General features: G+C 37.3%; 27 protein-coding genes and 2 pseudogenes. 14 read left to right on the forward strand and 15 right to left on the reverse strand.

Features of this window, described 5'->3' with window-relative positions:
- Positions 1 to 15: 15 nt before the first annotated feature.
- The 5 genes from H560_RS0106735 to pdeM all read left to right on the forward strand — a co-directional run bounded on the left by H560_RS0106735 (position 16) and on the right by pdeM (position 7,464).
- Positions 16 to 1,506: an aminotransferase-like domain-containing protein gene (locus H560_RS0106735; protein ID WP_027379333.1), complete on the forward strand. Its 1,491-nt coding sequence runs from the start codon at positions 16 to 18 to the stop codon at positions 1,504 to 1,506.
- 69 nt (positions 1,507 to 1,575) lie between these two features.
- The gene (locus H560_RS0106740) at positions 1,576 to 2,601 is read left to right on the forward strand and encodes a ligase-associated DNA damage response exonuclease (protein WP_027379334.1); all 1,026 of its coding nucleotides are present in this window, start codon (positions 1,576 to 1,578) and stop codon (positions 2,599 to 2,601) included.
- Complete coding sequence (locus H560_RS0106745; RefSeq protein WP_027379335.1) at positions 2,598 to 4,178, forward strand: ATP-dependent DNA ligase; 1,581 nt, start codon at positions 2,598 to 2,600, stop codon at positions 4,176 to 4,178. The genes H560_RS0106740 and H560_RS0106745 overlap by 4 nt, the downstream gene beginning before the upstream one ends.
- 114 nt (positions 4,179 to 4,292) lie before the next feature.
- Complete coding sequence (locus H560_RS0106750) at positions 4,293 to 6,740, forward strand: ligase-associated DNA damage response DEXH box helicase (protein ID WP_027379336.1); 2,448 nt, start codon at positions 4,293 to 4,295, stop codon at positions 6,738 to 6,740.
- A 79-nt stretch (positions 6,741 to 6,819) separates the two neighbouring features.
- Positions 6,820 to 7,464, forward strand: coding sequence for a ligase-associated DNA damage response endonuclease PdeM (gene pdeM, locus H560_RS0106755; RefSeq protein ID WP_027379337.1), 645 nt, complete (start codon positions 6,820 to 6,822; stop codon positions 7,462 to 7,464).
- 4 nt (positions 7,465 to 7,468) lie between these two features.
- On the opposite strand, the gene H560_RS0106760 is transcribed toward pdeM, so the two are convergent.
- The 4 genes and pseudogenes from H560_RS0106760 to H560_RS21230 all read right to left on the reverse strand — a co-directional run bounded on the left by H560_RS0106760 (position 7,469) and on the right by H560_RS21230 (position 9,334).
- On the reverse strand, positions 7,469 to 7,990 hold the full coding sequence (locus H560_RS0106760; protein ID WP_027379338.1) for a GNAT family N-acetyltransferase: 522 nt from the start codon (positions 7,988 to 7,990) through the stop codon (positions 7,469 to 7,471).
- Positions 7,991 to 8,101: 111 nt separating this feature from the next.
- Positions 8,102 to 8,404 carry a nucleoside phosphorylase-I family protein gene (locus tag H560_RS23280; protein WP_228372434.1) on the reverse strand — a complete coding sequence of 101 codons (303 nt, stop codon included), beginning with the start codon at positions 8,402 to 8,404 and terminating at the stop codon, positions 8,102 to 8,104.
- The gene (locus H560_RS23285; protein ID WP_228372435.1) at positions 8,362 to 8,628 is read right to left on the reverse strand and encodes a nucleoside phosphorylase-I family protein; all 267 of its coding nucleotides are present in this window, start codon (positions 8,626 to 8,628) and stop codon (positions 8,362 to 8,364) included. Before H560_RS23285 ends, H560_RS23280 begins: the two co-directional genes overlap by 43 nt.
- 10 nt (positions 8,629 to 8,638) lie before the next feature.
- A pseudogene (locus H560_RS21230) lies at positions 8,639 to 9,334 on the reverse strand (DsbA family oxidoreductase).
- A gap of 138 nt (positions 9,335 to 9,472) precedes the next feature.
- Here H560_RS21230 and H560_RS0106775 point away from each other — a divergent pair.
- A complete protein-coding gene (locus tag H560_RS0106775) occupies positions 9,473 to 10,204 on the forward strand; it encodes an MBL fold metallo-hydrolase (RefSeq protein ID WP_027379339.1) in 732 nt (243 codons plus the stop codon).
- A 15-nt stretch (positions 10,205 to 10,219) separates the two neighbouring features.
- On the opposite strand, the gene H560_RS21235 is transcribed toward H560_RS0106775, so the two are convergent.
- Positions 10,220 to 10,561 carry a helix-turn-helix transcriptional regulator gene (locus tag H560_RS21235; protein WP_051289204.1) on the reverse strand — a complete coding sequence of 114 codons (342 nt, stop codon included), beginning with the start codon at positions 10,559 to 10,561 and terminating at the stop codon, positions 10,220 to 10,222.
- A 500-nt stretch (positions 10,562 to 11,061) separates the two neighbouring features.
- Between H560_RS21235 and H560_RS0106785 the strand changes: the two genes are divergently transcribed.
- The 8 genes and pseudogenes from H560_RS0106785 to H560_RS21245 all read left to right on the forward strand — a co-directional run.
- Positions 11,062 to 11,946 carry an NAD(P)-dependent oxidoreductase gene (locus H560_RS0106785; protein WP_262486264.1) on the forward strand — a complete coding sequence of 295 codons (885 nt, stop codon included), beginning with the start codon at positions 11,062 to 11,064 and terminating at the stop codon, positions 11,944 to 11,946.
- A gap of 36 nt (positions 11,947 to 11,982) precedes the next feature.
- Positions 11,983 to 12,330, forward strand: coding sequence for a MauE/DoxX family redox-associated membrane protein (locus H560_RS21240; RefSeq protein ID WP_051289206.1), 348 nt, complete (start codon positions 11,983 to 11,985; stop codon positions 12,328 to 12,330).
- Between the two features lie 76 nt (positions 12,331 to 12,406).
- Positions 12,407 to 12,997 carry a TetR/AcrR family transcriptional regulator gene (locus tag H560_RS0106795; RefSeq protein ID WP_027379341.1) on the forward strand — a complete coding sequence of 197 codons (591 nt, stop codon included), beginning with the start codon at positions 12,407 to 12,409 and terminating at the stop codon, positions 12,995 to 12,997.
- A 71-nt stretch (positions 12,998 to 13,068) separates the two neighbouring features.
- The gene (locus H560_RS0106800) at positions 13,069 to 13,527 is read left to right on the forward strand and encodes a hypothetical protein (RefSeq protein ID WP_027379342.1); all 459 of its coding nucleotides are present in this window, start codon (positions 13,069 to 13,071) and stop codon (positions 13,525 to 13,527) included.
- 2 nt (positions 13,528 to 13,529) lie between these two features.
- The gene (locus H560_RS0106805) at positions 13,530 to 13,832 is read left to right on the forward strand and encodes a DUF3817 domain-containing protein (RefSeq protein ID WP_027379343.1); all 303 of its coding nucleotides are present in this window, start codon (positions 13,530 to 13,532) and stop codon (positions 13,830 to 13,832) included.
- A complete protein-coding gene (locus H560_RS0106810) occupies positions 13,829 to 14,200 on the forward strand; it encodes a rhodanese-like domain-containing protein (protein ID WP_034752342.1) in 372 nt (123 codons plus the stop codon). The genes H560_RS0106805 and H560_RS0106810 overlap by 4 nt, the downstream gene beginning before the upstream one ends.
- Before the next feature lie 118 nt (positions 14,201 to 14,318).
- A complete protein-coding gene (locus H560_RS0106815; RefSeq protein WP_027379345.1) occupies positions 14,319 to 14,828 on the forward strand; it encodes a pyridoxamine 5'-phosphate oxidase family protein in 510 nt (169 codons plus the stop codon).
- Positions 14,829 to 14,929: 101 nt separating this feature from the next.
- Positions 14,930 to 15,334, forward strand: a pseudogene (locus H560_RS21245) (helix-turn-helix domain-containing protein); the annotation flags it as partial.
- Between the two features lie 45 nt (positions 15,335 to 15,379).
- On the opposite strand, the gene H560_RS0106825 reads toward H560_RS21245, so the two are convergent.
- From H560_RS0106825 to H560_RS21260, 10 genes are all read right to left on the reverse strand, one after another.
- Positions 15,380 to 16,036: a DUF6766 family protein gene (locus H560_RS0106825; RefSeq protein WP_027379346.1), complete on the reverse strand. Its 657-nt coding sequence runs from the start codon at positions 16,034 to 16,036 to the stop codon at positions 15,380 to 15,382.
- Between the two features lie 80 nt (positions 16,037 to 16,116).
- Complete coding sequence (locus tag H560_RS0106830; protein ID WP_027379347.1) at positions 16,117 to 17,646, reverse strand: FAD-dependent oxidoreductase; 1,530 nt, start codon at positions 17,644 to 17,646, stop codon at positions 16,117 to 16,119.
- Between the two features lie 40 nt (positions 17,647 to 17,686).
- The gene (locus tag H560_RS22935; RefSeq protein WP_155844975.1) at positions 17,687 to 17,854 is read right to left on the reverse strand and encodes a hypothetical protein; all 168 of its coding nucleotides are present in this window, start codon (positions 17,852 to 17,854) and stop codon (positions 17,687 to 17,689) included.
- A 52-nt stretch (positions 17,855 to 17,906) separates the two neighbouring features.
- Entirely contained in the window at positions 17,907 to 18,557 is a 651-nt protein-coding gene (locus tag H560_RS21250; RefSeq protein ID WP_228372447.1) for an SDR family oxidoreductase, read from the reverse strand.
- 109 nt (positions 18,558 to 18,666) lie between these two features.
- A complete protein-coding gene (locus H560_RS0106845; RefSeq protein WP_027379348.1) occupies positions 18,667 to 19,464 on the reverse strand; it encodes an SDR family NAD(P)-dependent oxidoreductase in 798 nt (265 codons plus the stop codon).
- 6 nt (positions 19,465 to 19,470) lie between these two features.
- Positions 19,471 to 19,971, reverse strand: a complete 501-nt coding sequence (locus H560_RS0106850; protein ID WP_027379349.1) for a CinA family protein — start codon at positions 19,969 to 19,971, stop codon at positions 19,471 to 19,473.
- Positions 19,972 to 20,001: 30 nt separating this feature from the next.
- Entirely contained in the window at positions 20,002 to 21,180 is a 1,179-nt protein-coding gene (locus H560_RS0106855; RefSeq protein ID WP_027379350.1) for a zinc-dependent alcohol dehydrogenase, read from the reverse strand.
- A 258-nt stretch (positions 21,181 to 21,438) separates the two neighbouring features.
- Positions 21,439 to 23,580, reverse strand: a complete 2,142-nt coding sequence (locus tag H560_RS0106860; RefSeq protein ID WP_034752344.1) for a catalase — start codon at positions 23,578 to 23,580, stop codon at positions 21,439 to 21,441.
- 157 nt (positions 23,581 to 23,737) lie between these two features.
- Positions 23,738 to 24,358, reverse strand: coding sequence for a ferritin-like domain-containing protein (locus H560_RS21255; protein ID WP_034752346.1), 621 nt, complete (start codon positions 24,356 to 24,358; stop codon positions 23,738 to 23,740).
- Between the two features lie 77 nt (positions 24,359 to 24,435).
- Positions 24,436 to 25,314 carry a KGG domain-containing protein gene (locus H560_RS21260; RefSeq protein WP_034752349.1) on the reverse strand — a complete coding sequence of 293 codons (879 nt, stop codon included), beginning with the start codon at positions 25,312 to 25,314 and terminating at the stop codon, positions 24,436 to 24,438.
- Positions 25,315 to 25,330: the final 16 nt, after the last annotated feature.

The raw sequence follows: 25,330 nt of genomic DNA on the forward strand, positions 1-25,330 counted from the left end.
GCCAGTTTTTATATTATGAATAGTCCGGTTGAAATACCTTATCAGAGTTTTATTAAAATTGAAAGAAATTCAGATGTTACGATCTATATGCAGATCACCAACCAGCTTATAAATTCTATACAGCGCGGTTTTCTGCCGGTTGGAACGAAGCTTCCAGGGACACGAGTTATGAGTCAGATTTTGGAAGTTCACAGGAATACAATTGTTACAACTTATGATGAATTATTTGCGCAGGGCTGGGTAGAAAGCCTTCCGAACAAAGGAACTTTTGTAATTGGAAAAAATGATCAAAAACCAATTCATTTTAATGATTTTAATACAAAAAATCTTGTAAATTATCCAAAATCGACAGGTTTTTCTTTTAAAAGATCAAATATTTTAGATAACCCGTTTGAAGAATCCAACAGTGAATTTATTTTTAATGACGGAATTCCCGATATCCGTCTCACGCAGATTGATCAGCATTCCAGAATTTATAGTTCTACCTTAAAGCGAAAGGCCCATAAAATCGGCTATTATAATCATGAAGGAAGCGAATTTTTTAAGAAAAACTTAGCTCAATACTTAAATTTATCAAGAGGACTTCCTATTTCTACGCATAATCTTCTTATTACACGAAGCACAGAAATGAGCATCTATATTGTCTCGGAAATTTTATTATCTCAGGGAGATGCAGTTCTTATTGCAGATTTAAGCTATTTCTCCGTGAATATGATCCTTCAGAAGGCAGGTGTAAAAATCATTACAATCCCTATTGATAACGAGGGAATCAATGTAGATGAAGTCAGAGAAATATGTAAAAAGCAAAAAATCAGAATGTTATACCTTACGCCGCATCACCATTATCCGACCACGGTTACATTGAGTGCGCAGCGAAGATTGGAGCTTCTTAACCTGGCGAATGAATTTGGATTTGTCATCTTGGAAGACGATTATGACTACGATTTTCACTACGACAAAAGCCCGATTCTTCCTTTGGCAAGCGCAGATACGAACGGAATGGTTATTTACACCGGATCTTTTGGGAAATCACTGGCTCCCGGCTTTCGTACGGGATTCATCGTGGCTCCTGAAAATCTGATGGCTGAAATGCGTAAGTATTTGGGGATAATAGACCGGCAGGGTGACGTGTTAATGGAGCATGTTTTAGGAGAAATGATTGCGGAAGGGGAAATTAACCGATATTTAAAAAAATCATTAAAAATTTACCAGGAACGGCGGGATCATTTTATTCATCTTTTAAGAGAAAATTTAGGAAAATATTTAGATCTTGAAAAGCCTTCGGGGGGATTGGCGATCTGGACAGAATGGAAAGTTCCTGTTAACCTCATGAAGCTTTCAAGAAACTGTCTAAAAGATAATCTTTTTATTCCCAAAACACTTTTATACCAGACAAAAGATCTTACAGCAATGCGGTTGGGCTTTGGAAATATGAATTTTGATGAAATGGAAAAATCAATTGAAATTTTTTCATATAATTCTATTAAATTAATTCAGGATAACTGAACAGTATTTTATTAATAAATCATATTTTGGTTGGATTTTTGAAGTGTAAAATTTAAACCAACAACACCATTGAAATTAATTACATTTACAAACAAAGGCATTTACTGTCCTCAGGGAAAATTTTATATTGATCCATGGAGGCCTGTAGATTTGGCGGTCATTACCCATGGCCACGCCGACCACGCCCGTTGGGGGATGAAAAAATATCTTTGCCATCATTTTACAAAACCTATTTTACATAAAAGGATAAGCGAAGATATTGAATGTCAAAGTGTTGAGTATGGTGAATTCATCAATATTAATGGTGTCAAAGTTTCATTGCATCCCGCCGGGCATATCATTGGTTCTGCACAAATAAGGCTTGAATATAAAGGATATGTAAGTGTGGTTTCAGGGGATTACAAGGTTCAGGATGATGGTCTCAGTACGCCTTTTGAGTTGGTAAAATGCAATGAATTCGTTACGGAAAGTACATTCGGGCTGCCGATTTATAACTGGCTGGAAGTGGAAGATCTTAATAAAAAGCTTCAGAACTGGGTTTTAAGAAATAAAGAAAACGGAAAAACATCGGTGTTTATCGGATATTCTTTGGGGAAGGCGCAGCGAATTATGAAAGCAGTTGAAGAATTGGGAAAAATACACGTTCACTACTCCATCGGGAAATTAAATGAAGCTTTTGAGGCTGTGGGAATCGATCTGCCGGATTATGAAATTCCGGATTTCCGGGAAAGTGTAAAACATCTTCAGGATGAGATTGTTATCGTTCCGCCGGCTTTGCTGGATAGTAATGTTATTAAAAAAATTCCTAATGCGGCAACGGCCATCTGCTCCGGATGGATGCAGGTTCGGGGTGCAAGAAGGTGGCGAAGTGCAGATGCAGGATTTGCCATGAGCGACCATGCGGACTGGAACGGTCTGCTGAAAGCAATACGAGCTACAGAGGCGGAAATTGTTCATGTAACACACGGACAAACTGAAGTTTTTTCTAAATATCTAAATGAAATAGGAATAAAATCTGATGTAGTGGAAACCTTGTACGGCGATGATGATGAGGAAGCAGCTGAAAAAGAAATCATTGAAAATCCGGAGCCATGAAACATTTTGCAGAATTGATCAATGCTCTCGAAAGCACCAATAAAACCAATGCTAAAATTGATGCCATTATTGATTATCTGGAACGTGCACCGGATGAGGATAAAGTCTGGTTCATAGCCCTTTTTACAGGAAAAAGACCGAAACGAAATGTCAATACCAACTACATGAAAGAATGGGCGCTGGATATTACAAAACTTCCATTTTGGCTGTTTCAGGAAAGCTATTCTTCTGTGGGCGACCTTGGTGAAACCCTTTCGCTGATATTGCCGCCACCTACGGAAAAAATTGACCGTTCACTTTCTCAATGGATGAACGATATTATTGACTTAAAAAATAAAACCGATATTGAGAAAAAAGAATTTGTTTTAAATTCATGGAATGGTCTTGATTATACGGAACGATTGATTTTCAATAAATTATTGGGCGGAAGCTTCAGAATTGGCGTTTCAGATAAGACGCTGATCAATGCTTTGACTAAGTTTTCAGAACAGGAATCGAGCACCTTGATGCACAGCCTTATGGGAAAATGGACACCTGATGAAATTTCATTTAAAGAACTGATTTCGGCGGAAAAAATTAACCCTGATAATTCAAAACCCTATCCTTTTTGTCTTGCCTATCCGCTTGAAAAGGATCTGCAAGAGCTTGGAGAGCCTGATGAATGGCTTGTAGAGTACAAATGGGACGGAATCCGGGGACAGATTATCAAAAGAAACGATGAAGTTTTCATCTGGTCGAGAGGTGAAGAATTAATTACAGAACAGTTTCCGGAAATAAAAGATGTTGTACAGAATATGCAGGGTAATTTTGTAATAGATGGAGAAATACTTGCGGTGAGGGATGGTAAAGTTCTTAATTTTAATGAATTACAGAAAAGATTAAACAGAAAAAGTTTAACAAAAAAAATGCTTTCCGAAATCCCGATTGAAGTTTTTGCTTATGATTTATTGGAACTGGAAAATAATGATCTCAGGGAAAAACCTATCTCTGCAAGACGCGCCATGCTGGAAGAATTATTGTTGAATGAACAGCCTGAAAATATAAAAATCTCCCAGGTTATTGATTTTGAAAATTGGGATAAGCTTGATTCCATCAGAGAAAATTCAAGGGAAATCAACAGTGAAGGCTTAATGCTGAAACAAAAGAATTCGCCCTATCATTCCGGCCGGAAAAAAGGTGACTGGTGGAAGTGGAAAATCAACCCTCTTACCATCGATGCCGTCCTAATTTATGCTCAAAAAGGCAGCGGACGAAGAAGTGCCTACTATACCGATTACACGTTTGCGGTAAAAAACGGTGACTCTCTGGTTACCATTGCAAAAGCCTATTCAGGGCTTACGGACAAGGAAATCATGGAAGTAAGCAAGTTTGTAAATAAAAATGCGATTGAGAAATTCGGGCCGGTAAGAACTGTAAAAGCTGAGCTTGTTTTTGAAATTGCTTTTGAAGGTATTGGGTTTAGTAATCGTCACAAAAGCGGTGTAGCGCTACGTTTTCCAAGAATTTTAAGATGGCGGAAAGATAAAACAGTAGAAGAAATTGATGATCTGGAAGAGATAAAAAAATTAATACAATAAATTATAAAAAAGCAAATCTCGCAAAGATTTGTTTTAATACTGAGTGAAAAGCCTTTGCGAACAAAATATGTTTAAAAAACTTTGTGAACCTTACTTTAAAAATAAAAAATAAATTTGAGTAATTTTGAAAATACCAACGGATTCAAGGTCATTCAGCAATGGATGGCTGATAAAGGTATTTCTCCGTTCAAATTCCAGATTGATACCTGGCAGAAATTTGAAAACGGCTACAGTGGAATGGTCGTTGCGCCCACAGGTTTTGGAAAAACATTTTCCGTATTTCTTGCTTTATTAACGAATTTCTTAAATCATCCTGATCAATATAAAAAAGGACTGAAAATGATCTGGATTACTCCCCTTCGTTCCCTTTCAAAAGATATTGCAAAAGCGATGCAGGAAGCTATTGATAACATTGGTCTGGACTGGCTTGTTGGCGTTCGGAATGGCGACACCGACCCAAAAGTACGTCAGCAGCAGGTAAGAAATATGCCTGAAATTCTGATCGTTACACCTGAAAGCTTGCACCTTCTTTTAGCCCAAAAAAATCATGAGCGGTTCTTTAAAGAAATGAAAGCAATTGTTGTTGATGAATGGCATGAATTATTAGGATCAAAGCGCGGAGTTATCGTAGAACTGGGCATTTCTCAGGTCATGAAATATGTTCCGAAAATAAAAATATGGGGAATTACGGCAACCATAGGAAATCTCGAAGAAGCGATGGATATTTTGATTCCTTACGATATTAAAAAAACAAAAATTACAGCCAAAGAACATAAAAAGATTGATATCCTTCCTGTTTTTCCAGATGAAGTTGAAATTTTACCGTGGGCTGGGCATTTGGGCGCAAAACTGGCTGATAAAATAGTTCCGATTATCCTTGAATCAAAATCTACAATTGTTTTCACAAACACCCGGAGCCAGAGCGAAATGTGGTACCAGCTGCTGCTAAATGCATATCCTGATTTTGCAGGACAGATCGCGATCCACCACAGTTCGATTGATGCACATTTAAGAATCTGGATTGAGGAAAATTTAAGTTCAGGAAAATTGAAAGCGGTTGTTTCCACTTCATCTTTAGATTTAGGTATCGACTTTAAACCTGTTGATACTGTGATACAAGTAGGTTCTGCGAAAGGGGTTGCAAGATTTCTTCAGCGGGCGGGGCGAAGCGGCCACTCCCCTTTTGAAACGTCAAAAATTTACTGCGTCCCAACCCATTCTTTGGAATTAATTGAAGTAGCTGCCTTAAAAGAAGCTGTCAGACAAAAGGTTATTGAACCCCGTGAACCGCAGGTTTTGTGCTTTGATGTTTTGGTTCAGTTTTTAATGACATTAGCCATTGGTGACGGATTTTATCCCGAAGATTTACATCAAAGGATTAAAAAAGTATATGCATTCCAGGAAATGACGGATGAGGAATGGAAAAGCATCCTTGATTTTCTTACCATAGGAGGAAGTGTTTTGAAAAGCTACGAAGAATTCCATAAGATAGTGATCATGGAAGATGGCCTGTATAAAGTTACATCAAGGAAAATCGCTATGCTTCACCGCATGAATATGGGAGTTATCGTAAGTGATGCGATGTTTAAGGTGAAATTTATTTCCGGGGGTTATATCGGGATGGTGGAGGAATATTTTATATCAAAATTAAAAAAAGATGAAAAATTTATTCTGGCCGGAAGAGTTCTTGAAGTGGCTATGATCAAAGATATGACGGTTTATGTACGGGCTGCAAAAGGAAAAGCATTTGCGCCGAGCTATCTGGGTGGAAGATTGCCTTTGAGTTCAAATTTAGGTCATTTCTTAAGGGAAAAACTATCAGGGGCACTCAATCCAAAAGCGTCAGAAAAGGAACTGAAATTTTTACATCCTTTATTAGCCAATCAAGAAGAACGTTCACATATCCCTAAAGATGATGAATTTCTGGTAGAATTAATAAAAAACCGTGAGGGTTATCATTTGTTTATGTACCCATTTGAAGGGCGGTTGGTACACGAAGTAATGTCTGCGTTAATAGCGTATCGTATATCAAAGCTGGCGCCTATTTCCTTTTCCATGGCGATGAATGATTACGGTTTTGAGTTATTCAGTGATAAAGAAATTCCTTTAAATGAAGAAAATTTGGAAAAAATTTTAACCAGAGAAAATCTGATGACGGATGTAATTTCAAGCATCAATTCTGCAGAAATGGCAAGGCGTAAATTTCGCGATATTGCTGTAATCTCGGGTATGGTGATTCAAAATTATGCCGGAAAACAGCGTTCCAATAAATCCCTCCAAAGCTCGGCAGGCCTTATTTTTAAAGTGTTGGAAGATTATGATCCCAACCATTTCCTGGTAAGGCAGGCCTATACAGAGGTTTTTAATGCGCAGCTTCAGGAACAGCGATTGGTAGAGGCTTTTAAACGAATAGAAAAATCAAAAATTATTTTGAAATTTGCTAATACTTTTACACCTTTAAGCTTCCCTATTAAAGTCGACAGCTTACGTCAAACTCTTTCCAGTGAAGGGCTGGACTCAAGAATTCAAAGGATGATTGCACAGGCGAAAAAAATACATTAATTATGAAATCTTAGATCAGTAAATAGTCAAAAAATCTTTGCTTCCCTGTGTTAAGTATAGATAAAATTTTAAATTAAAAATGAATATTTCAGTAAAAAACATAAAAATTAAAAACGAAACATTTACTTTAACCAATCAGCGTGCTGTATTTTGGAAAAGGGAAAAAGCCCTGATCCTGTCTGACCTTCACATTGGCAAAACAGCCCATTTCAGGAAAAACGGGATTGCCCTGGCTAATCATATTATGAAAAGTGATCTGGAAAGGCTTTCCGTTTTGATTGAATATTTCCAGCCTGAGAAATTTCTTGTTGTAGGTGATCTGCTGCACGCCGGAGATAACTCTGATGTAGATGAATTCTGTACATGGAGAAACCAGTATCCGGATTTACAATTTCACCTTATAGAAGGAAATCACGATAAAATTTCCAAAACTCTGGAATCAAAATTATGTTTAAATTTTAAAGAAGATATTCTTGAAATTGATGATTTTATTCTTATCCATGATTTTAAAAAAAGCCTTGAAAAATTTCAGATTACTGGGCATATCCATCCCGGATTTGTCATTAATTCTTCTGTAAAAAATATCAAACTACCTTGCTTTGTATTAACAGAAAACCAATTGCTGCTGCCTGCTTTCAGTGAGTTTACGGGCCTGGATACAAAAAATCTTCCTAAAAAAGGAAGATTCTATGTGTTTACTGATTCTGAGATTTACGAAATTTAAAATTTTAATCTAAAGTTTTCTTCATCATTAAATCTGTCTGTTCGTCATTTCCAAGTCTGAAAATATGTTTATCAAATTCTACAAAACCATTTTTTTTGTAAAAATTAACTGCCTTGAGATTTTCTTCCCAAACACCCAGCCATAAGTATTTTTTCTTTTGCTGTTCGGCAGTTTCCAAAGCTTTATCATATAAAAGCTGGCCTACTTTTTTTCCGTGATGTGAGCTTTTTACATAAATTCTTTCAATTTCCAATGAGGTTTCATCCTGAAGCTCGGTCTGTGCCTTTCCCGAATTTACTTTCAGGTATCCTACAGGCTGATCTTCTTCCCAAGCAATGAAGAACAGGGAATCGGGATTATTCAGTTCTCCCATCAATTTCTCAGCAGAAAAGCTCTCATCAAGGTAATTCTGCATTTCTTCTTCTGAGTTATCTTTTGCGAAAGTTTCATAAAAAGTTTCCCTTCCTATAGTCTGAAGAGTTTCAAGATCTTCAGAAACGGCTTTATTTATTATAATGGTAGACATGTTTTTTAAAATTTAAATTAGGTTTGGAATCGGAAAGATTTACTCTAAAATAAAATATTATGAGAATAAAATTTTATTGAATGCTTCTGCAGCCAAGTGTACCTGAACCGTTCAGTCATCAGCAGCCTCACTTCCAGCATCATCTGAGATATATTTTAAACAGAGAAAAGGAATATTTTCTTTCATGGCAATGAGCGCCAATGGGTAAGCTTCCATGTCTACAATATTGTAATCTGTTTCCGAATGGTTCATTTCAAAACTGTCGCCGCTTCCGCAAATGCCTTCAGGAAGGTTTTCTTTCTGCAATCCATATTCTAAAACAGGTGGAATTCCGGAAAGCGGAGTTTCGTATAAGCTGAATCCAAGACCTCTTACATCCATGTCCCGCTGAATGAATTTTGTACAGCAAACCACATCTCCTTTATAAAATTTTTACTTCCGGCTGAACCTAAATTTATTATAAGTTTTGGTCTGTTTCGATGAATTTCTTTCGTTAATTCTACTGCTGCATTTACTTTTCCTATACCTGTAATAAGTTTATTCTTGTCTTTGAAAGCTTTTCCCGCTTCAGAGTCAAGAGCAAAAACAAAAAGCGTATCTTCCACGGCAAATTGATGCTCGTTATTAATCTTTATCATTTGCTAAACATTAAATTTCACAACCGTCTGTATCACAAGAACTCCCTTTTTCTCCGGTATTATTTTGAGAAACGGTTTCATCATAAGTCTGCTGAAGTGCACTTTCGAATAGTTCAACAGGCTGTGCACCGGAAACTGCGTATTTACCATTTAAGATAAAAAACGGAACCCCTGAAATTCCATTATTCCTGGCTTCCATGATATCCTGATTTACTTTATAATCAAGCTCTTCCGTAGTCAGAATTTTTTCTGCTTCACTTTTGTTTATGCCTAAAAATTCTGCTATAGAAATTAACGTTTAGATATTTCCAACATTTTTTCCTTCAATAAAATGTGCTTTGAAAAGAGCTTCTTCAGCTTCGTTGGACTTATTATATTTTTTTGCCAGATGCAGTAATCTGTGGGCGGAAAAAGTATTGGTAATGAGTGCTTTATCGAAATTAAAATCAATTCCCGCGCTTTTTCCCATCTGCGAAACCTGCTGAATCATTTGACGGGCCTGAGCTTCAGGAAAACCTTTTTTCTCTTTAAAATATTCGATTGTATTTTTTGATTCTTTCGGGTTCAATTCCGGATCCAGCTGAAAGCTTTTCCACTCTACCTGCACGTCATCTTTGAATGGCATTTTTTGCAGAGCCTGTTCAAAATTATTTTTCCCGATATAGCAAAAAGGGCACATGACATCTGACCAGATTTCTATTTTCATTTATAAATTCAAAATTAGATTAAGCACAAAAATACTTAATTTAAACAAAGCTTCCACGGATTATCTATCGCTTTTTACGATGTGTTTTATTGAAAAAATTATTTTCATTATTATTAAATTATTAAAGAAATTTGTAGTATGAAAATTATACCGCTCAAGGAAGGAAATTTTTCTACCAACAAGACCAAAGACTTTACTTTATTAACAGAAGAAAACAGAGGAACCGAGGAAGGAATAAAAATGTCCGTACAGCCTTTTCTTGTGATTACCGAAAAGGATATTATTCTTCTTGATGCCGGAATTGGCTGGAAAAATGAAAACGGCGAAACCATTATTTCGGAAATTTTTAAACAGAACCATATCCGGGAGGATCAGGTAACCAAAGTGTTGCTTTCACATCTGCATAAAGATCATATTGAAACTGTAATTACGCGGACAGGAAATGGTTTCCAACCTACCTTTCCCAATGCTGAAATTTATATTCAGAAGCGTGAGCTTGGTTTCGCATTAGAAAATAAAGGGAGCTTTTCTTTTGATTTTGATAGCCTGGAAAAGCTCATTGAACTCGAAAATATTGTCTGGATGGACGATGATGTGGGGCAAATCACAGATGAAATATCGTATGAAGTGGTGGGCGGACATACCCCGTTTATGCAGGTTTTTTGGATCCGGGAAAATGACGAAACAGTTTTCTATGGAGCTGATAATCTTCCTCAAGAGTCTTACCTTAAATATCATTTAGCCTATAAAAGTGATTTTGACGGCCGAAAAGCAATGGACTTAAGAATAAAATGGGAAAAAGAAGCCATCGAAAATCACTGGAAAGTATTGCTTTACCACGATCTTGACAAGGCTTTTCTCAGTTTTTAACTAAAAAGAAATGGTTTAAAGATCATTAAACCATTTATAAATATCAACCTCAGAAGGAATGCTGAGCTTTTTTCTGAGTCTGTTTTTCCTGTTTTGAATAGCTTTTGGAGTTACAAAAGTATAGGTTGCGATTTCTTTTGTAGTAAAGTTTAGTTTCAGATAAATGCAGAATGTCAATTCAGAATTTTTAAGATTAGGCTGAATAGCAGACAGTTTCCCGAAAAAATCAGGATATACCAGCCTGAATTTATTTAACAAGCGGGGAGAATTTTCTTTGGCCAAAGCTAAAATTTCATCTTGTACAAAAATCTTTTGGTTTAAATCTTCTAAATTGAATTCAGGTCTCTCGTTTTTCATAATGTTTTTCTCATCTCTAATAAGTTCTGTAGCATCAGACAGGCTTTCAGAATCAAATAATCTTTACTTACTCTCTTCAACATCTCTTTTTTGCTAAATCTATCTGTTGAAGTTTATTTTTATCAAAAATCTACGTGTATAAAAATATTGTTAGTCTCCTTACTTAGGCCATTTTCATTATTTTTTTATTTAGACTTAAAAAAATTATAAACAGAAATAAAAGCAAAGAAAGAAAAAATGATTATAATTTTATTCAATTGAAATACCACATACATACCACGTAAATTTTAAAAATAGTATGCCTGTTTTATTTTTGAATTTTTTTCTGCTTCCGCTCTATTCTCTATTCTATGGTTCAAAAGTAGGATATTATATGGTCTCGACTTTATGATTATAATCAACACCTGTTTTTTATTTAGAAGATCGTATGTCTTTACTTTTTATCATTTATCATTACAATAACAAATATTAATTTGTTTAGCTGTTTAATATTTTTTAAATTGAAATTAGTTTTTAGATTAAATAATTACAGTATGGAAAGAATCGGGTTTATAGGATTAGGAAATATGGGACATCCAATGGCTAAGAATTTAGAAAAAGCAGGATTTGAATTGTCAGTCTATAATAGAACTACCGAAAAAGCTGAAGATTTTAAAGAAAAATCAAAAGTCTGCAACAGTGTAACAGACGTTGTTCTGGGGAGTGATATTATTTTTACAATGCTTACGGATGATAATGCTATAAAAGCAGTATACCAGGAAATTCTTACCCAGAATATTACCGGAAAACTATTTATTGATATGAGTACTATTTCTCAGGAAGCATCCGGCGAAATAGCAGATGCTGTTAAAATAAAAGAAGGCGGGTTTATAGATGCACCTGTTGCTGGAAGTACAAAACCAGCTGCCGAAGGTACTTTAATCATCATGGCCGGCGGCGATGAAAAAGATGTGAAACGTGCTGAACCTTATCTCGAAAAATTGGGAAAGACAATTAAACATCTGGGTAAAAACGGAAAAGGAATTGCTGCAAAATTGTCGGTTAATTATTTTATTTCCACTCTTTATCAGGGATTGGCGGAAACCATTTTGCTTTCTGATAAATTGGGAATCGAACGAAAAGAAATGCTGGATATCATCAATGAAAGTGCAAGCGGAAGCGGTGCTACAAAAGTAAAAACTCCTCTATTGATCAATGAAAGCTATGATCCTGCCTTTGCTTTAGACCTGATGTTAAAAGATATTTTACTCGCAAAAAATGCGGGTGCCGACCTTCCTTTATCAAAAACCTTGATCGAGACTTACCAGGCTGCACATGATGCGGGCTTCGGGCAAGACGATGTAATCGGAATTATCAATTATCTCAAAAAAAAGGATGGACATTAACTCTGCTGAAAAAAATAAATTAAATATCTTAAAACTATGGAAGATTTTAAAACTGCTTTTTTCTTCCTGAGGCTTCCTGTTGCAGTTTCTATGTTGGGGCATGGTTTGGTTCGTCTGCCGAAGCTTAACGCATTCAGTGACTGGATGGTTACAACAATGGAAAAGTCTGTGATTCCCAGCAGTCTAATCATCCCGTTTAGCTATTTTTTACCGGTTGCCGAAGTTATTATCGGAATTTTACTGCTCATTAATTTTAAAATAAAATATACCTTCTATGCTGCTTTGGTTTTGATGAGCATCCTGATTTTGGGCTGCATTCGTTTTACATTTTTGCTCTGTTTTGGTTTTATGAAAAATTTAAAGCAAAAAATATTGATTAATTAAAACCTTTCTCTATTCTATTTAGAAATTTGTTCTCAGGAAAAAAAATTGTTCCTTTGCAGGAAAGCTATATTTATTAATGAAAAAATCGGAAGCAACCCGCCTGAATATTCTTCAAAAGGCATTTGAACTTATCTATACCAATGGTTATCAGACGACCAGTGTGGATGAGATCATTGCGACTACTCAGGTTACGAAAGGAGCTTTTTATTATCATTTCAAAACGAAGGATGAGATGGGAATAGCGATCATTAATGAACTCATGAAACCTACCTTCAAAAATACTTTTATTGAACCTTTTCAAAATGGTGAAAACCCGCTGGATACGCTATATAATCTGATGTATCATTTGCTTATTGAAAATGAAACCCTGAAAGTAGAATATGGCTGCCCGGCTTCTAATTTTACACAGGAAATGGCCCCGTGGAATGTTCATTTTACAAAAGCTTTGAATGAGCTTTCCAAGCAATGGGAAAATACGATAATTGATGCTATTGAAAAAGGTAAGGAAATAGGACAGATAAAACCAGAAGTTGATGCCAAAGAGATTGCTGTTTTTGTAGTTTCAGGATATTGGGGAGTAAGAAACCTGGGGAAACTTGAAAATTCTAAAAGTGTATATCTTACTTATTTAAAGGGACTTAAAGCTTATTTTAATACATTGAAATAATTTTTTTCATTAAAAACATACCAATTAGTATGTTTTTATTATACCTTTGTCAGATCAATAAAAAATGATCAATGTATCAAACATTTACTTTCCTGCATTCCACTTTTAGATGGCTGGTGCTGCTGAGTCTGGTCTACTCTATTTTCAGAGCCTGTAGAGGATACTTTCTCCACAAGCAATTTTCAAAAACAGATAATTCTGTGCGGCATTGGACGGCTACAATTGCTCATATACAGTTGATTCTTGGGATCGTTCTGTATACTCAAAGCCCGATTATCAAATACTTCTGGAAAAATTTTAACGAGGCTAAAGAGTCTTTTGATCTTATATTTTTTGGATTAATTCACATTTCTTTAATGCTGTTTTCTATTATCCTTATCACTATAGGATCAGCAGTTTCCAAGAGGAAATCAACCGATAATGAGAAATTTAAAGTAATGCTGATTTGGTTTACCGTAGCCTTGCTTATTATTTTCATCGCCATTCCGTGGCCCTTCTCTCCACTTGCTAACAGACCTTATTTCAGATAATTATGATAAATTTATTTAAAACAAAGATCGGAAGATTGAGAATTATTGCTATTCTTGAAGGAATTTCACTGCTGACCCTTGTATTCATAGCGGTTCCCGTGAAGTATGTTTTGGGAAATCCTGCTTTTGTAAAAATGATGGGACCTATCCATGGAACTTTATTTCTGCTGTTTTTATTCAATACTTTAAGCGTGGGAATTGAACAAAACTGGAAGTTCAGGGAAATAACATGGAAGGTACTTTTGGCGTGTATTATTCCGTTTGGAACATTTTATATTGACAGAAAAATTTTAAGCAGATTATGAAAAATATATTAATTGTTTTGGGAGTTGTTCTCTTGGTTTATGTAGCATACAGAATTTATAAATATCAAACTCTGGATAATGGTTTGGAACAGCTGGTTAAAAACGGCGCCGTTATTTTGGATGTAAGAACAGAGAAGGAATATGCCACAGGACATATTACAGGATCACAGAATATATCTTTGGGAACCATCCGTGAAAGGTATACTGAGCTTGATCCTCAAAAAACATATATTACGGTATGTTCTCATGGTTTAAGGAGTGTAAAGGTTGAAAATATTCTGAAGGAAAAGGGCTTTAAAAATGTTTATAACGGTGGGGCCTGGAGCGATTTGCAAAAAAGCCTGAATCTTAAGATTACAGAAAAGTAATACTTTGGAAAATTTGCAGCTGTTGGATATTATTTTTTAATTGTGGTCGGATTTTTGAAGAGTAATAATTGATTAAATTTTCATTTATTTATTCAAATCACTTAAAAATATAAATATTATGTCAACAGAAAATCTTACTCAACAGGATGCGATTAAAAAAATTAAGGAATTGTCTGAAAGCGCGAAAATCTGTATGTTCTGTACAGAGCTTGAAACACTTCCCATCAATTCAAGACCAATGACCTTGCAGGAGACCGATGATGAAGGGAATCTTTGGTTTATAAGCAGTGATACCAGCAATAAGAATTTTGAAATTAAAGAAGATAAAAGAGTTCAGTTATTTTTCATGAACAATAGTGATTATCAGTATCTTTCAATATTCGGTACGGCTGCAATTTATAAAGACAAATCTACAATCGAAGACAAATGGTCACCGATGGCAAAGGCATGGTTTGAAGAAGGAAAAGATGATCCTGCAGTTTCTATTATAAGAGTAGAGCCAAAACAAACGTATTATTGGGATACAAAAGTCGGAAAGCTGGTAAGTCTTTTTAATTTCGTTGCAGCAGCGGTTACAGGCACTACTACAGATAATTCTGACGGTGTTGAAGGTAACGCAACTGTTTAGAATTTAATTTTTAAAATTAATAACTTAAAAGTAAAAAGCTATGAAAATCCTTCATAGCTTTTGTTATTTATTCAACTTCAAAACAGCCTTAAATTCTACTTGAAAATGAAGAACAGGATATATTTTTTAAAGCTATTTTAAAAAGTCTGCCTAATTTTTGTCTTGATGGAAACAATCTTGAAATTCCAGTGCCCTCGGATGAACGGCTGATTCCCGTATGTAACTCTATTAATTCTAATTTTAGATATAATCTTGACATAGAAAATCTTGCTGAAAAAGCAAAGATGTCTGTAAGAAGTCTCCAGAGAATCTTTAAAAATGAAACAGGGATCACGCTCCAAAAATACCTGCAGCTTACAAGGATTTTAAAAAGTATAGAACTGATTGATACAAGACAATATACTTTAAGTGAAATTGCTTATATGGTTGGATATCAAAGCTTATCCGCTTTTTCCCTGTCTTATTTTTCAGTAATGAAATCAAAACCGAAAATTATTAGAAATTAAATTATAAAAAATACCCACACGGTAATGTATGGGTTTATGTTTAGCTTAAGGTGTTTCATCATGTGCCATATCTACAGGCTTGGATTCGGGTGAGCCTTTTTCACGAAGCCAGATTGATAGAATTACAAGTGACGCAACGGCCAGAAATTCACTCTGCCAGTTTTGAAATGATTCAAACCAGAACCTTGATTCTGAAACATATTCCAAAGCAGTTATGGTGGGCTTGTTTTTCGCTATCTGCTCTTCATTATAATCTTTATGGCTTCCGTAAAAATGTAATATAAAACTGACTAAGAACAGAAAAGCAAACGCTAGTGATAAAGAATGCTTGTATATTTTTAGCCAAATTCCACCCTTTTTTACTGGCCATGGTGCTTTGGAATGTGGTTCGGGCTCTTTATCTACGTCTTCTTTTCCTTCCAGAGATTTTGATTCACTGGAACCTTTTTGCCTTAATGAAATGGTTAGCAGGACATACACCATCATCTGGAGAAATTCACTTTCCCAATTTTCAAATGTTGCCTGAATAAAATGCCCGCTGTGCACATATTCACCAATGCTGAGAAGAGCTTTTCCATTTTCTGCCAATTCTTTATTTTCTGTTTTCCAGCCTGTAAAAAATTGACCGGAAAGGCTCACCAACATTAAAATTATTAAGACGATGCTTAAGCTGTTCCGATAAAAAAAACTTTTTTTAGACATAATTCTTCTAGGTTTTGGTTGAAGGTTTTAGATGGCAGCTAATACCTTCCATCTCAATATCTGCTACCTGGTTTTCAATCTTAAAGATTAGGATCAGAATCAGGATCGATGCGCTGAAGCTCATCTACGGTAGGCCCTGTAAGGATTTTGCCATTTACATTAAATCTTGATCCGTGGCATGGGCAATCCCAGGAAAGCTCTGCACTATTCCACCGCACCTCACATTTTGCGTGCGGACAGGTACTTCTTACGAGATGAACTTTTCCTGTATTTTCTTTGTACAGTGCATACGATTCACCTTCATATTTTACCACTTTTGCTTCTCCTTCCTCAACATCGGCAAGTGAGGTGATTTTTTCCCGGAAAAGTTTGTCTTTTACGAAATCAAAAGCAACTACTGAACTTTCTCTTACAAATTCTGTAAATCCTGCAATAGGTTTTATTCTTGAAGGACTGAATACTTTTTCATACCTGCTTTGTCCGTTAACAATAAGGTCTGTTATAATTTGTGCAGAAATTGTCCCCAGGATCATTCCGTTACCCCGGAATCCGGTTGCGGTAAAAATCCTTCCTTCGCTTCCGGGGAGTTTCCCGATGTACGGAAACCCGTCTACCGGCTCATAATACTGGCTGGACCAGCTGTAATAAGCCGTCTCTACATTGAAATATTTTCGTACATAATTTTCTAATCGAGAAAAGCATTCACCTGTATCTTCTTCATGCCCTGTTTTGTGGTCTTCACCGCCGGCAATTAGTAATGTTTCACCATTGATCTCCTGTGTTCGGTAGTAATGATAGGGATCCATAAGGTCATATCCCAGCTCTTTCGGATAATTATTGTCTTTCAGGCTGAAAGCAATGGCATAGCTTCGATAGGGTGCATTGGTCATGTGAAGAATATTCAGTCCTGGTGGAATATGTGTAGCATAAACCAGATGTTTCGCTCTTAATTCACCTTTTGAAGTTTTAATAATTACAGCATCATCTTTTTCTTCATGACTTTCACATAAACAGTCTTCCTGAATGCTACCTCCCATATTCAAAAAAGCTTCGCATAAAGCCTTAATGTATTTTACTGGATGGAACTGTGCCTGATTCGGGATCATTACGGCCTTATTAAATGGAATGGGAAAAGGAATCTGCTGTGTGTATGCCATTTCGTGGCCCACTTCAGCAGCTCCCTCCACAATATCCTGTAGCTGTTTTTCCTGTTTTTCGTCCAAAGCAAAAAGATAGCCGGGTTTTCTTTCAAAATCACAGTCTATACTAAATTGCCTGATATTATTTTCTATCATGCTGATGGCTTCCTGACCTGTTTCTGCAAACAGCTTTGCATTTTCAAGTCCGAAATCACTGATCGCTTCTTTAAAAGTAGTATCAAAGAAATCGTTCAGGTGCGCCGTGGTTCCTCCTGTAGTCCCGAATCCAATGTTGGAAGCCTCCAGAAGGATGCATTTTTTTCCTGATTGCTGTAGTTGTATGGCTGTAGAAACTCCTGTGATCCCTCCGCCTACGATAACGACATCGTAGAATTGCTGAAGGTCGGCTTCTGACGAGAATCTTTTGATTTCTTCCTGCCATATACTCTTTCTTGCCCCGTCTCTGTACATAGCTTTTGTTTTTTTAGTTAAATTTAATTGTAAGCGTAATTTATTTTAATTGAATGGAATCATTCTCGGCTGACTTTGAACTTTTGCCTTTTTTTTTGTTTTCTGCGTTATCGTATTTATTTCTTGGTTCATCTTCATCAAAATCACACTTACATGATGTAGCGCTTAGCAAGCAAAAAAATCCTAATAATAATGCGGTTGTTTTCATAGTCTTTTTCCAGTTTTTTAATTTATAATAGAATGTAATTAGTTTTTATTGGTTATCCGTTCACGATAATACCTCCATTCGGGTGGAGAACCTGCCCCGTGATTTGTGCTGCGTCATCGCTTGCCAGAAAGAGAAAGCTGGTGGCTACTTCTTCCGGTGAAGCATTTCTTTCGAAGGGTGGTTTGCTTTCGTCTTCTTCTTTTTCCCCAAATGTTTCCTTGGTTAAAGGTGTTGCCACCGGGCCCGGAGCTACGGCATTGATTCGGATGCCTTTTGGTTTCGCCTGTAAAGCCAGCGATCTTGTGAAGGAAACAATGGCTCCTTTGGTAGCGGAGTAATCCAGCAGTTCCGGATGCCCTTGGTAAGCCGCTGCAGACGTGGTATTGATGACTGATCCTCCCTGTTTTAAATAAGGAAAAACTACTTTCGTAAGCAAAATCATTCCAATAATATTGGAATCAAAAGTTTTTCTGATGTTTTTTTCTTCGAGTTCCTCAATGCTTTTTGCAGGAAACTGAACGCCTGCATTATTTACTAAAATATCAATTCCTCCGAATTCTGAAGCCACTTTTTTTGCTGTTTCTTCACAAAATTCATAATCATCAACATCACCTTTAAATATGATAGATTTTCTTCCTAAATTTTCAATTTCCGTTTTAGTTTTTTCCGCATCTTCATCACTTGAGTGATAAATAATCGCGATATTGGCTCCGTGACGTGCAAAAAGTAAAGCTGTTGCCTTACCTTTCCACTATCTGCTCCGGTGATAAGAACAGATTTGTTTTCTAATTTTAATGTCCCCATATTAAAATTTATTTTTCGTTGACTGGTTTCTGCATCTCGCCCATTCTGTGCGCTGCCAGACTGTCGGTTGCTATGTTTGCCATGGCTACGGTCATCTTATTTTTTAACCCTGAAATTACTTTGTCTTCACCGTTCATCAGTGCATTATATCCGTCGGCAGCAACCTCTTCCGGTGAGGCAAGATTATCTTTATCTTCAAGGATTTTACTTTCGTTCATATCGGCTTTATTGAAAAAGTCTGTATCGGTAGGGCCCGGTAATAGAGCTGTCACGGTAATTCCCGTATCTTTCAGTTCTTCACGGATGGCTTCTGACCATGATAGCACAAACGCCTTAGTTCCATGGTAAACCGAATGCCACGGTCCGGGAGCTTTGCTTGCTATGGAAGCCAGGTTTAAAATTTTGCCGGAGCCTTTTTCTAAGCGGTCTTTTAAAAATAATTTGGTTAAAATAATTACCGAAACGATATTCAGATTTACAATATCAACTTCACGATGAATATCGGTATCCTGAAACTTTCCATAAACGCCCTGTCCTGCATCATTTACTAAAATTTCAGGACTGATGCCGTTCATTTTTAATTCAGAGTATAAGGAATAAGCATCTTCCTGCATGAAAAGATTTTTTGCAATGGTGATCACATTTACCCCGTAGCTTTTAAATTCATCGGATTTTGCTTTTAATTCGTCGTGATTTCGGGCAACCATGACAAGATCATACCCGTTTTTTGCAAAAAGTTTGGCAAGTTCGTATCCAATACCACTTGTAGCCCCGGTAATCAGGGCGTATTCATTTTTACGCTGCATAATGGATTATTTTAAAATTAATAACTGATTAATTTCACTTTTAAAACATCCCAAAATAAATTCCGTATAATACAGCTGGGCATTGAGCGCCTGTGTTTTTGGGTACAGCTCCAGTTTTTTGGTTAAAACAATTTCACCTTTGTAAGCAAAAGAGAAAAAGGCAAAAATCTTGTAAGATGAACTCCTGATGGGTGTGCAATAACCTGTAGTGGCGATAGACCAGTCTGATTCAAAAAGCTTGGCAACATTTAAAGCCATTGTTTCTGCGATGTTTTCTGAAACACAGTCGCATTCTTCTGCTTCATGAGGGTTTACGTTCAGCAATCTTACCTTTTCTGCCATGGTATAAGCCGTTAATCCTCCTTTATAAAACAGGGATGCATTGGGCATCTGCGAAAAAGCTAATTGTAAACATCCTGAAGTAACGCTTTCTACTACTGAGATGGTCTCATCTGTCGTCAGGAGTGACTGACTGATATAGTCCAAAAGGTTTTTTTGAAATTCCATAATTTTAATATTAAGTGTTGTGTGTGTTATTTAAAGTTCTGAGCGTTTCCACGGGTCTAAAACCACCTTTACGCAACCGTCTTCTTTTTTGTCAAAAATTTCATATCCTTTAGAAACATCTTCAAGAGAGAGACGGTGGGTAATAATGTCGTCTAATGTGACACGACCACTCTGTACATGATCCAGCAACTGATCTATAATCGTATGAACGTTGCACTGACCTGCCTTTATAGTTATACCTTTATCAAAAATCTGTCCAAGTTTGAAATTATCATAGTTTACGGGGTAAACTCCCAAAACAGAAACGATCCCACCACGTCTTACGGCGCTCATACAGGCTTCGAGAACTTTGATGGAACCTTTTTCAAGGTTTAAAACTGCTTTGGCTCTGTCGATTAAATTTCTGTCAGGCTCAAAACCTACGGCATCAATACAAAGATCTGCACCTCTGCCGTCCGTCATATCCCTGATCTGCTCTATTACATCTTTGCCGTTTTCCCATAAAATAGTATCGCAGCCGGTAAGCTTTTTAATCTGATCAAGTCTGTACTGCTGTGTATCAATTACAATTACTTTTTTAGCATTGTGTAAAATGGCACTTTTTGCAGACATGGATCCTACCGGGCCTGCCCCGAAGATCGCAACGGTTTCGCCGCCTTTCAATTCTCCCCACATTACACCTGTGTAGCCTGTAGGGAAAATATCGGTAAGAAACAAAACCTGTTCATCCGTAAGATTATCAGAAACTTTTCTTGGTCCCACATGAGCGTAAGGAACTCTTACGTATTGTGCCTGTCCGCCGTCATAACCTCCATAGAGATCCGTGTAACCGTACAATGCACCGCCTTTTTCTGTTACCAGACCTCCTTCCGGTCCATAGTTTTGAGGATTACTGTGCTCACAGGCTGTAGGGAGGTCATGCTGACAGAAAAAGCAGCTTCCACAGGAAATCGGGAAGGGTACAACTACCCTGTCGCCTACTCTCAGGTTGGTAATATTCTGGCCTACTTCTTCCACAATTCCCATGAACTCATGTCCCATAACCATCGGTCGCAATTGTGGAATTCCTCCTGAATACATATGAAGGTCGCTTCCGCAAATGGCGGTAGATGTTACTTTTAGAATGACGTCATGAGAATCCTTGATAATAGGATCGTCTACGGTATCACATTTTATAATTCCTGGTCCGTGAATAACTGCTGCTTTCATAATCTTAATATTTTAGTGTGTGTGAAGGTGTGGTGTTATATATTTAATCTAAGTTTGATAAGATGTTTCTAATGATAGTAAGGAAGCTGGAGGTTGGAAGAGGGAAGTTTATTAAACCAAAGCCGTTTGCATTGCTGCAATTGGTTATTAAATAAATATTACCTCATTAATTTAATATAATATCAGAAATCTGATAATAACTTCCAACTTTTCTCTTCCGACTTCCTGCCATCATCCTTACTAACCCAGGTTTTTAAATTAATTCTGGGTGTTTCTTTCAATTTCCAGTTCCCAGACTCTGTGTTTTGCAATGGCATCTATGAATTTTTGTGCGCCGTCGCTGTCTTCTGCTGTAATAATAGCAGGATCTATATGCTGTTTTAAGCCTACATTGCTGTTCATGTAAAGAGGTTCTGTTCCTTCTCCGAAATTGATGGCTTTGCAGTGTTTATATGCTTCATTGATAAAGTTCAATACATGCTGTTTGTTTTCCGGAGTAAGCAGTTCTTTGGTAGAATCTTCCCCGGCACTGATATAAAATGCATCAAAGCAAACACTGGCAATACTTGTAAGAGAATGTTTCGGGATTAATGAAGAACCGTCATTAGCTATTACAGGAGCTAAACTCGGGCCAATTATTTCAACTACAGCATTTTCTGCTTCCAGTTTAGCTTGAAGATCGGTAATAGCTCCCGCATCTGCACCATTGGCCATGATAAAGCCTATTTTTCTGCCTTTAATGGTGTCTTTAATGGTATTCTGCATGCTTAATGCATCAGATATTTTTGTATTAGGCTCTCTTTCTTCACTTTGAAGGTCCTGTGGATTGGCATCTGCAGGAATACTCTGGTTCGGGAATTCCAATGCTTTTACTTCAACGCCTACTTTAGCAGCAACTTTTTGAGCAAGATCTTTATCGATAAATGCTAGCTGCCCCACTACTCTTTCTCTAACCGCAGGAATGGTAACTTTAGACAACTCAAAGATCAAAGCCTTCTGAAGGTGCATTTTTTCCGGCGCCGACTGGCTGTTGTAAAATAATTTTGCCTGAGAATAATGATCTACAAAGCTTTTGCTCCTTTCTCTTACTTTTGCCCCGGAAACTCTTGCTTCCTGAGATACAAAGCCACCTTCTTTCATCATAGCCTGAAACGGGCATCCTCCGCCGATGGAATTGGGCTCATAGCTTACTTTTCCTTTAGCGATCTGCTGTCTCATATAACCGTCTCTCTGGTTATTATGAACGGTTTTAATAGACTTGTTGATCGGGATTTCGTGGAAGTTTGGGCCTCCAAGCCTGATCAGTTGGGTATCTGTATATGAAAATAATCTTCCCTGCAAAAGAGGATCATTGGTGAAATCTATTCCTGGGACAATATGGCCCGGGTGAAAGGCTATTTGCTCGGTTTCTGCAAAGAAGTTTTCAGGATTTTTATTTAATGTTAAAGTTCCGATCAGCTGAACAGGTACTTCTTCTTCAGGAACTATTTTGGTAGGGTCCAGAAGATCAAAATCAAATTTATGCTCATCTTCTTCCGGGATTAATTGTACTCCGAAATCCCATTCAGGGAACAAACCATTTTCGATGGATTCCCAAAGGTCTCTTTTATGAAAATCAGGATCTACACCGGAAATTTTCTGCGCTTCATCCCAAGCTACTGAATGAACTCCTAATTTTGGCTTGAAATGAAATTTAACAAAATGAACTTTTCCTTCTTCATTGATAAATTTAAATGAATGCACCCCGAAGCCTTCCATTCTGCTAAAACTTCTGGGAATTGCCCTGTCGCTCATCAGCCACATGATCATGTGCATACTTTCCGGCATCAGTGAGATGAAATCCCAGAAAGTGTCATGCGCAGAAGCAGCCTGTGGAATTTCATTGTGTGGTTCCGGCTTTACAGCGTGTACAAGATCAGGGAATTTAATGGCATCCTGAATAAAGAATACCGGCATATTGTTGGCTACAAGGTCGTAGTTTCCTTCTTCTGTATAGAATTTCACGGCAAAACCCCTCACGTCTCTTGCAAGATCTGTACTTCCTCTGTTTCCGGCAACGGTAGAAAATCTTACAAAGACGGGTGTTTCTTTTCCCAACTCGGTCAGGAATTTTGCTCTGGTGTATTCTGCAAGGCTTTTGGTAAGCTTAAAAACGCCATGTGCCCCGGATCCACGTGCATGAACTACTCTTTCCGGAATTCTTTCATGATCAAAATGGGTAATTTTTTCCCTTAAAATAAAATCTTCCAATAAAGTAGGTCCGCGGTCTCCGGCTGTTAAGGAATCCTGATTGTTATTGATTTTCAGGCCCTGGTTGGTAGTCAGCTTTTCCTGATCGTTGGAAGTGCTGTATGATTCCAGCTGGTTCAGTTTTTCATTGTTCGGGTTGGTGTCTTTCATAATTCTAATATTTTGTGATTTGGTGTTATTTTTAATTATAGATTTAAATAATGAGTTATTCAAATTCTATTTAAAGGGTAATAATTCTTTTTAATAATCTTTTTTAATAATGATAAAAAGCCACATAGAAAGCTCTATATGGCTTTATATTGTAAAATTAGTCTTCCTGCTCTGCATCGAAATTGATGTAAGTTTCAGCAATTTCTGTCAGGTTATAATCTGTATCTTCTTCTTCCTGTAATGTTTTTTCAAGGAGATCCGCAGCTTTGTCGTGTCCCATTGTAATAGCCAGCTGCGCCAGCCCGCCGTAGGTAGCGATTTCATAATGCTCTACTTTTTGTGCGGCAATAATTAAGGCTGCATCGCGGGTCATGGAACCGTCTTCTGTGGATTTTATGATTTCTTCTCCTTCTTCAATGATGCCTTTGATAGCTTTACATTCTTTTTTCTCAGGAGTTTCATCAATCAGCTTAAACACTTTTTCCAGGCGGCTTACGTGTTTCTGAGTCTGAAGCTGATGGTCTTCAAATGCTTCTTTCAGCTCTTCTGTAGTGGCAGCTTCCTGCATTTTTTCCAAAGCTTCGATGATTGCGTTTTCTGCATAATAGATATCCTTAAGGGCAGAAACGAAAAACTTATGAAGCGGTGAATTTTTCATATCATTTTCATTTACTGTTGCGTTATCTACTGTAGTGGTTCTCTTAGAAGCAGCTGTAGCTGAGGTAGAATTTGTACCTGTGCTGCTGCTGTCTTTATTATCTAATGTTTTTGTTGCCATAATATGTAAGTGATGTTTGGTTTTTTTTAAAAGATTACCCCTTTACAATTAATAAAGAGGTAATCATGGAAAAAGAATTATGAATTACGTCTGCCGCCAAATCCAGATCTGCCGGAACCTGAAGATCTTCCGCCGCCGTGAGAAGCCTGGCCTCCCATACGTGCGATTCTTGTACGTTCTGCTTTACTCATTGAAGCAAAACCTCTTCTTGAAGAACCGTTTCCTGAATTTGAACCTCGACCTGAACTGCCGCTGTTACCGCCAGATCTGCCTCTTCCGCCTCCGTTTCCGGAACCCGAGCCTGATCTGCCTGAATTTGAATTTGAATTTGAATTTGAGCTTGAACCAGAACCTGATCTTCCTCTGCCAGAACCTGAAGATCTTCCGCCTCCGTGAGAAGCCTGACCTCCCATACGAGCTATTCTGGTACGCTCTTCTTTGCTCATAGAAGCAAAACCTCTTCCTGAACTACCACTTCCTGAAGATGACCTGCCTCTTCCACCTGAGCGGGAACCAGACCCAGAACCGGAACGTCCTCTGGAACCTCCGCCGCTGCTGCCTCCTGATCTGCCTCTTCCACCTCCGGAACCGGAAGTGAATCTTCCCTGGCTGTCTCTCTGCTGAATGCCGTTTCCAGATCTGCCTCTGCCTCTTCCACGGCCTCTGTTATCGTCATCGTCTTCATCATCGTCGTAGTCTTCGTCATCATAATCTTCATCATCATCGTAATCGTCGTCATCATAATCATCATAGTCCTCATCATCATAGTCTTCGTCCTCATCATCGTAATCTTCTTCGAAGTAATCTTCATAATCTGAAAAATCATCATCATATTCTTCATCCTGAGATGCATCGCTATAACCGTGGTCATAACCTAATTGATAAATTTCTTCAAGGTTGCTAGATGAGTTTGAACCTCCTCTTGAACTACGATTTCTTGAATTTCTAGTGTTCATAACTGAATTTTTTATG

Origin of the sequence: Chryseobacterium daeguense DSM 19388 (genome assembly GCF_000430825.1) — a bacterium.
GTDB classification, from domain to species: Bacteria; Bacteroidota; Bacteroidia; order Flavobacteriales; family Weeksellaceae; genus Chryseobacterium; species Chryseobacterium daeguense.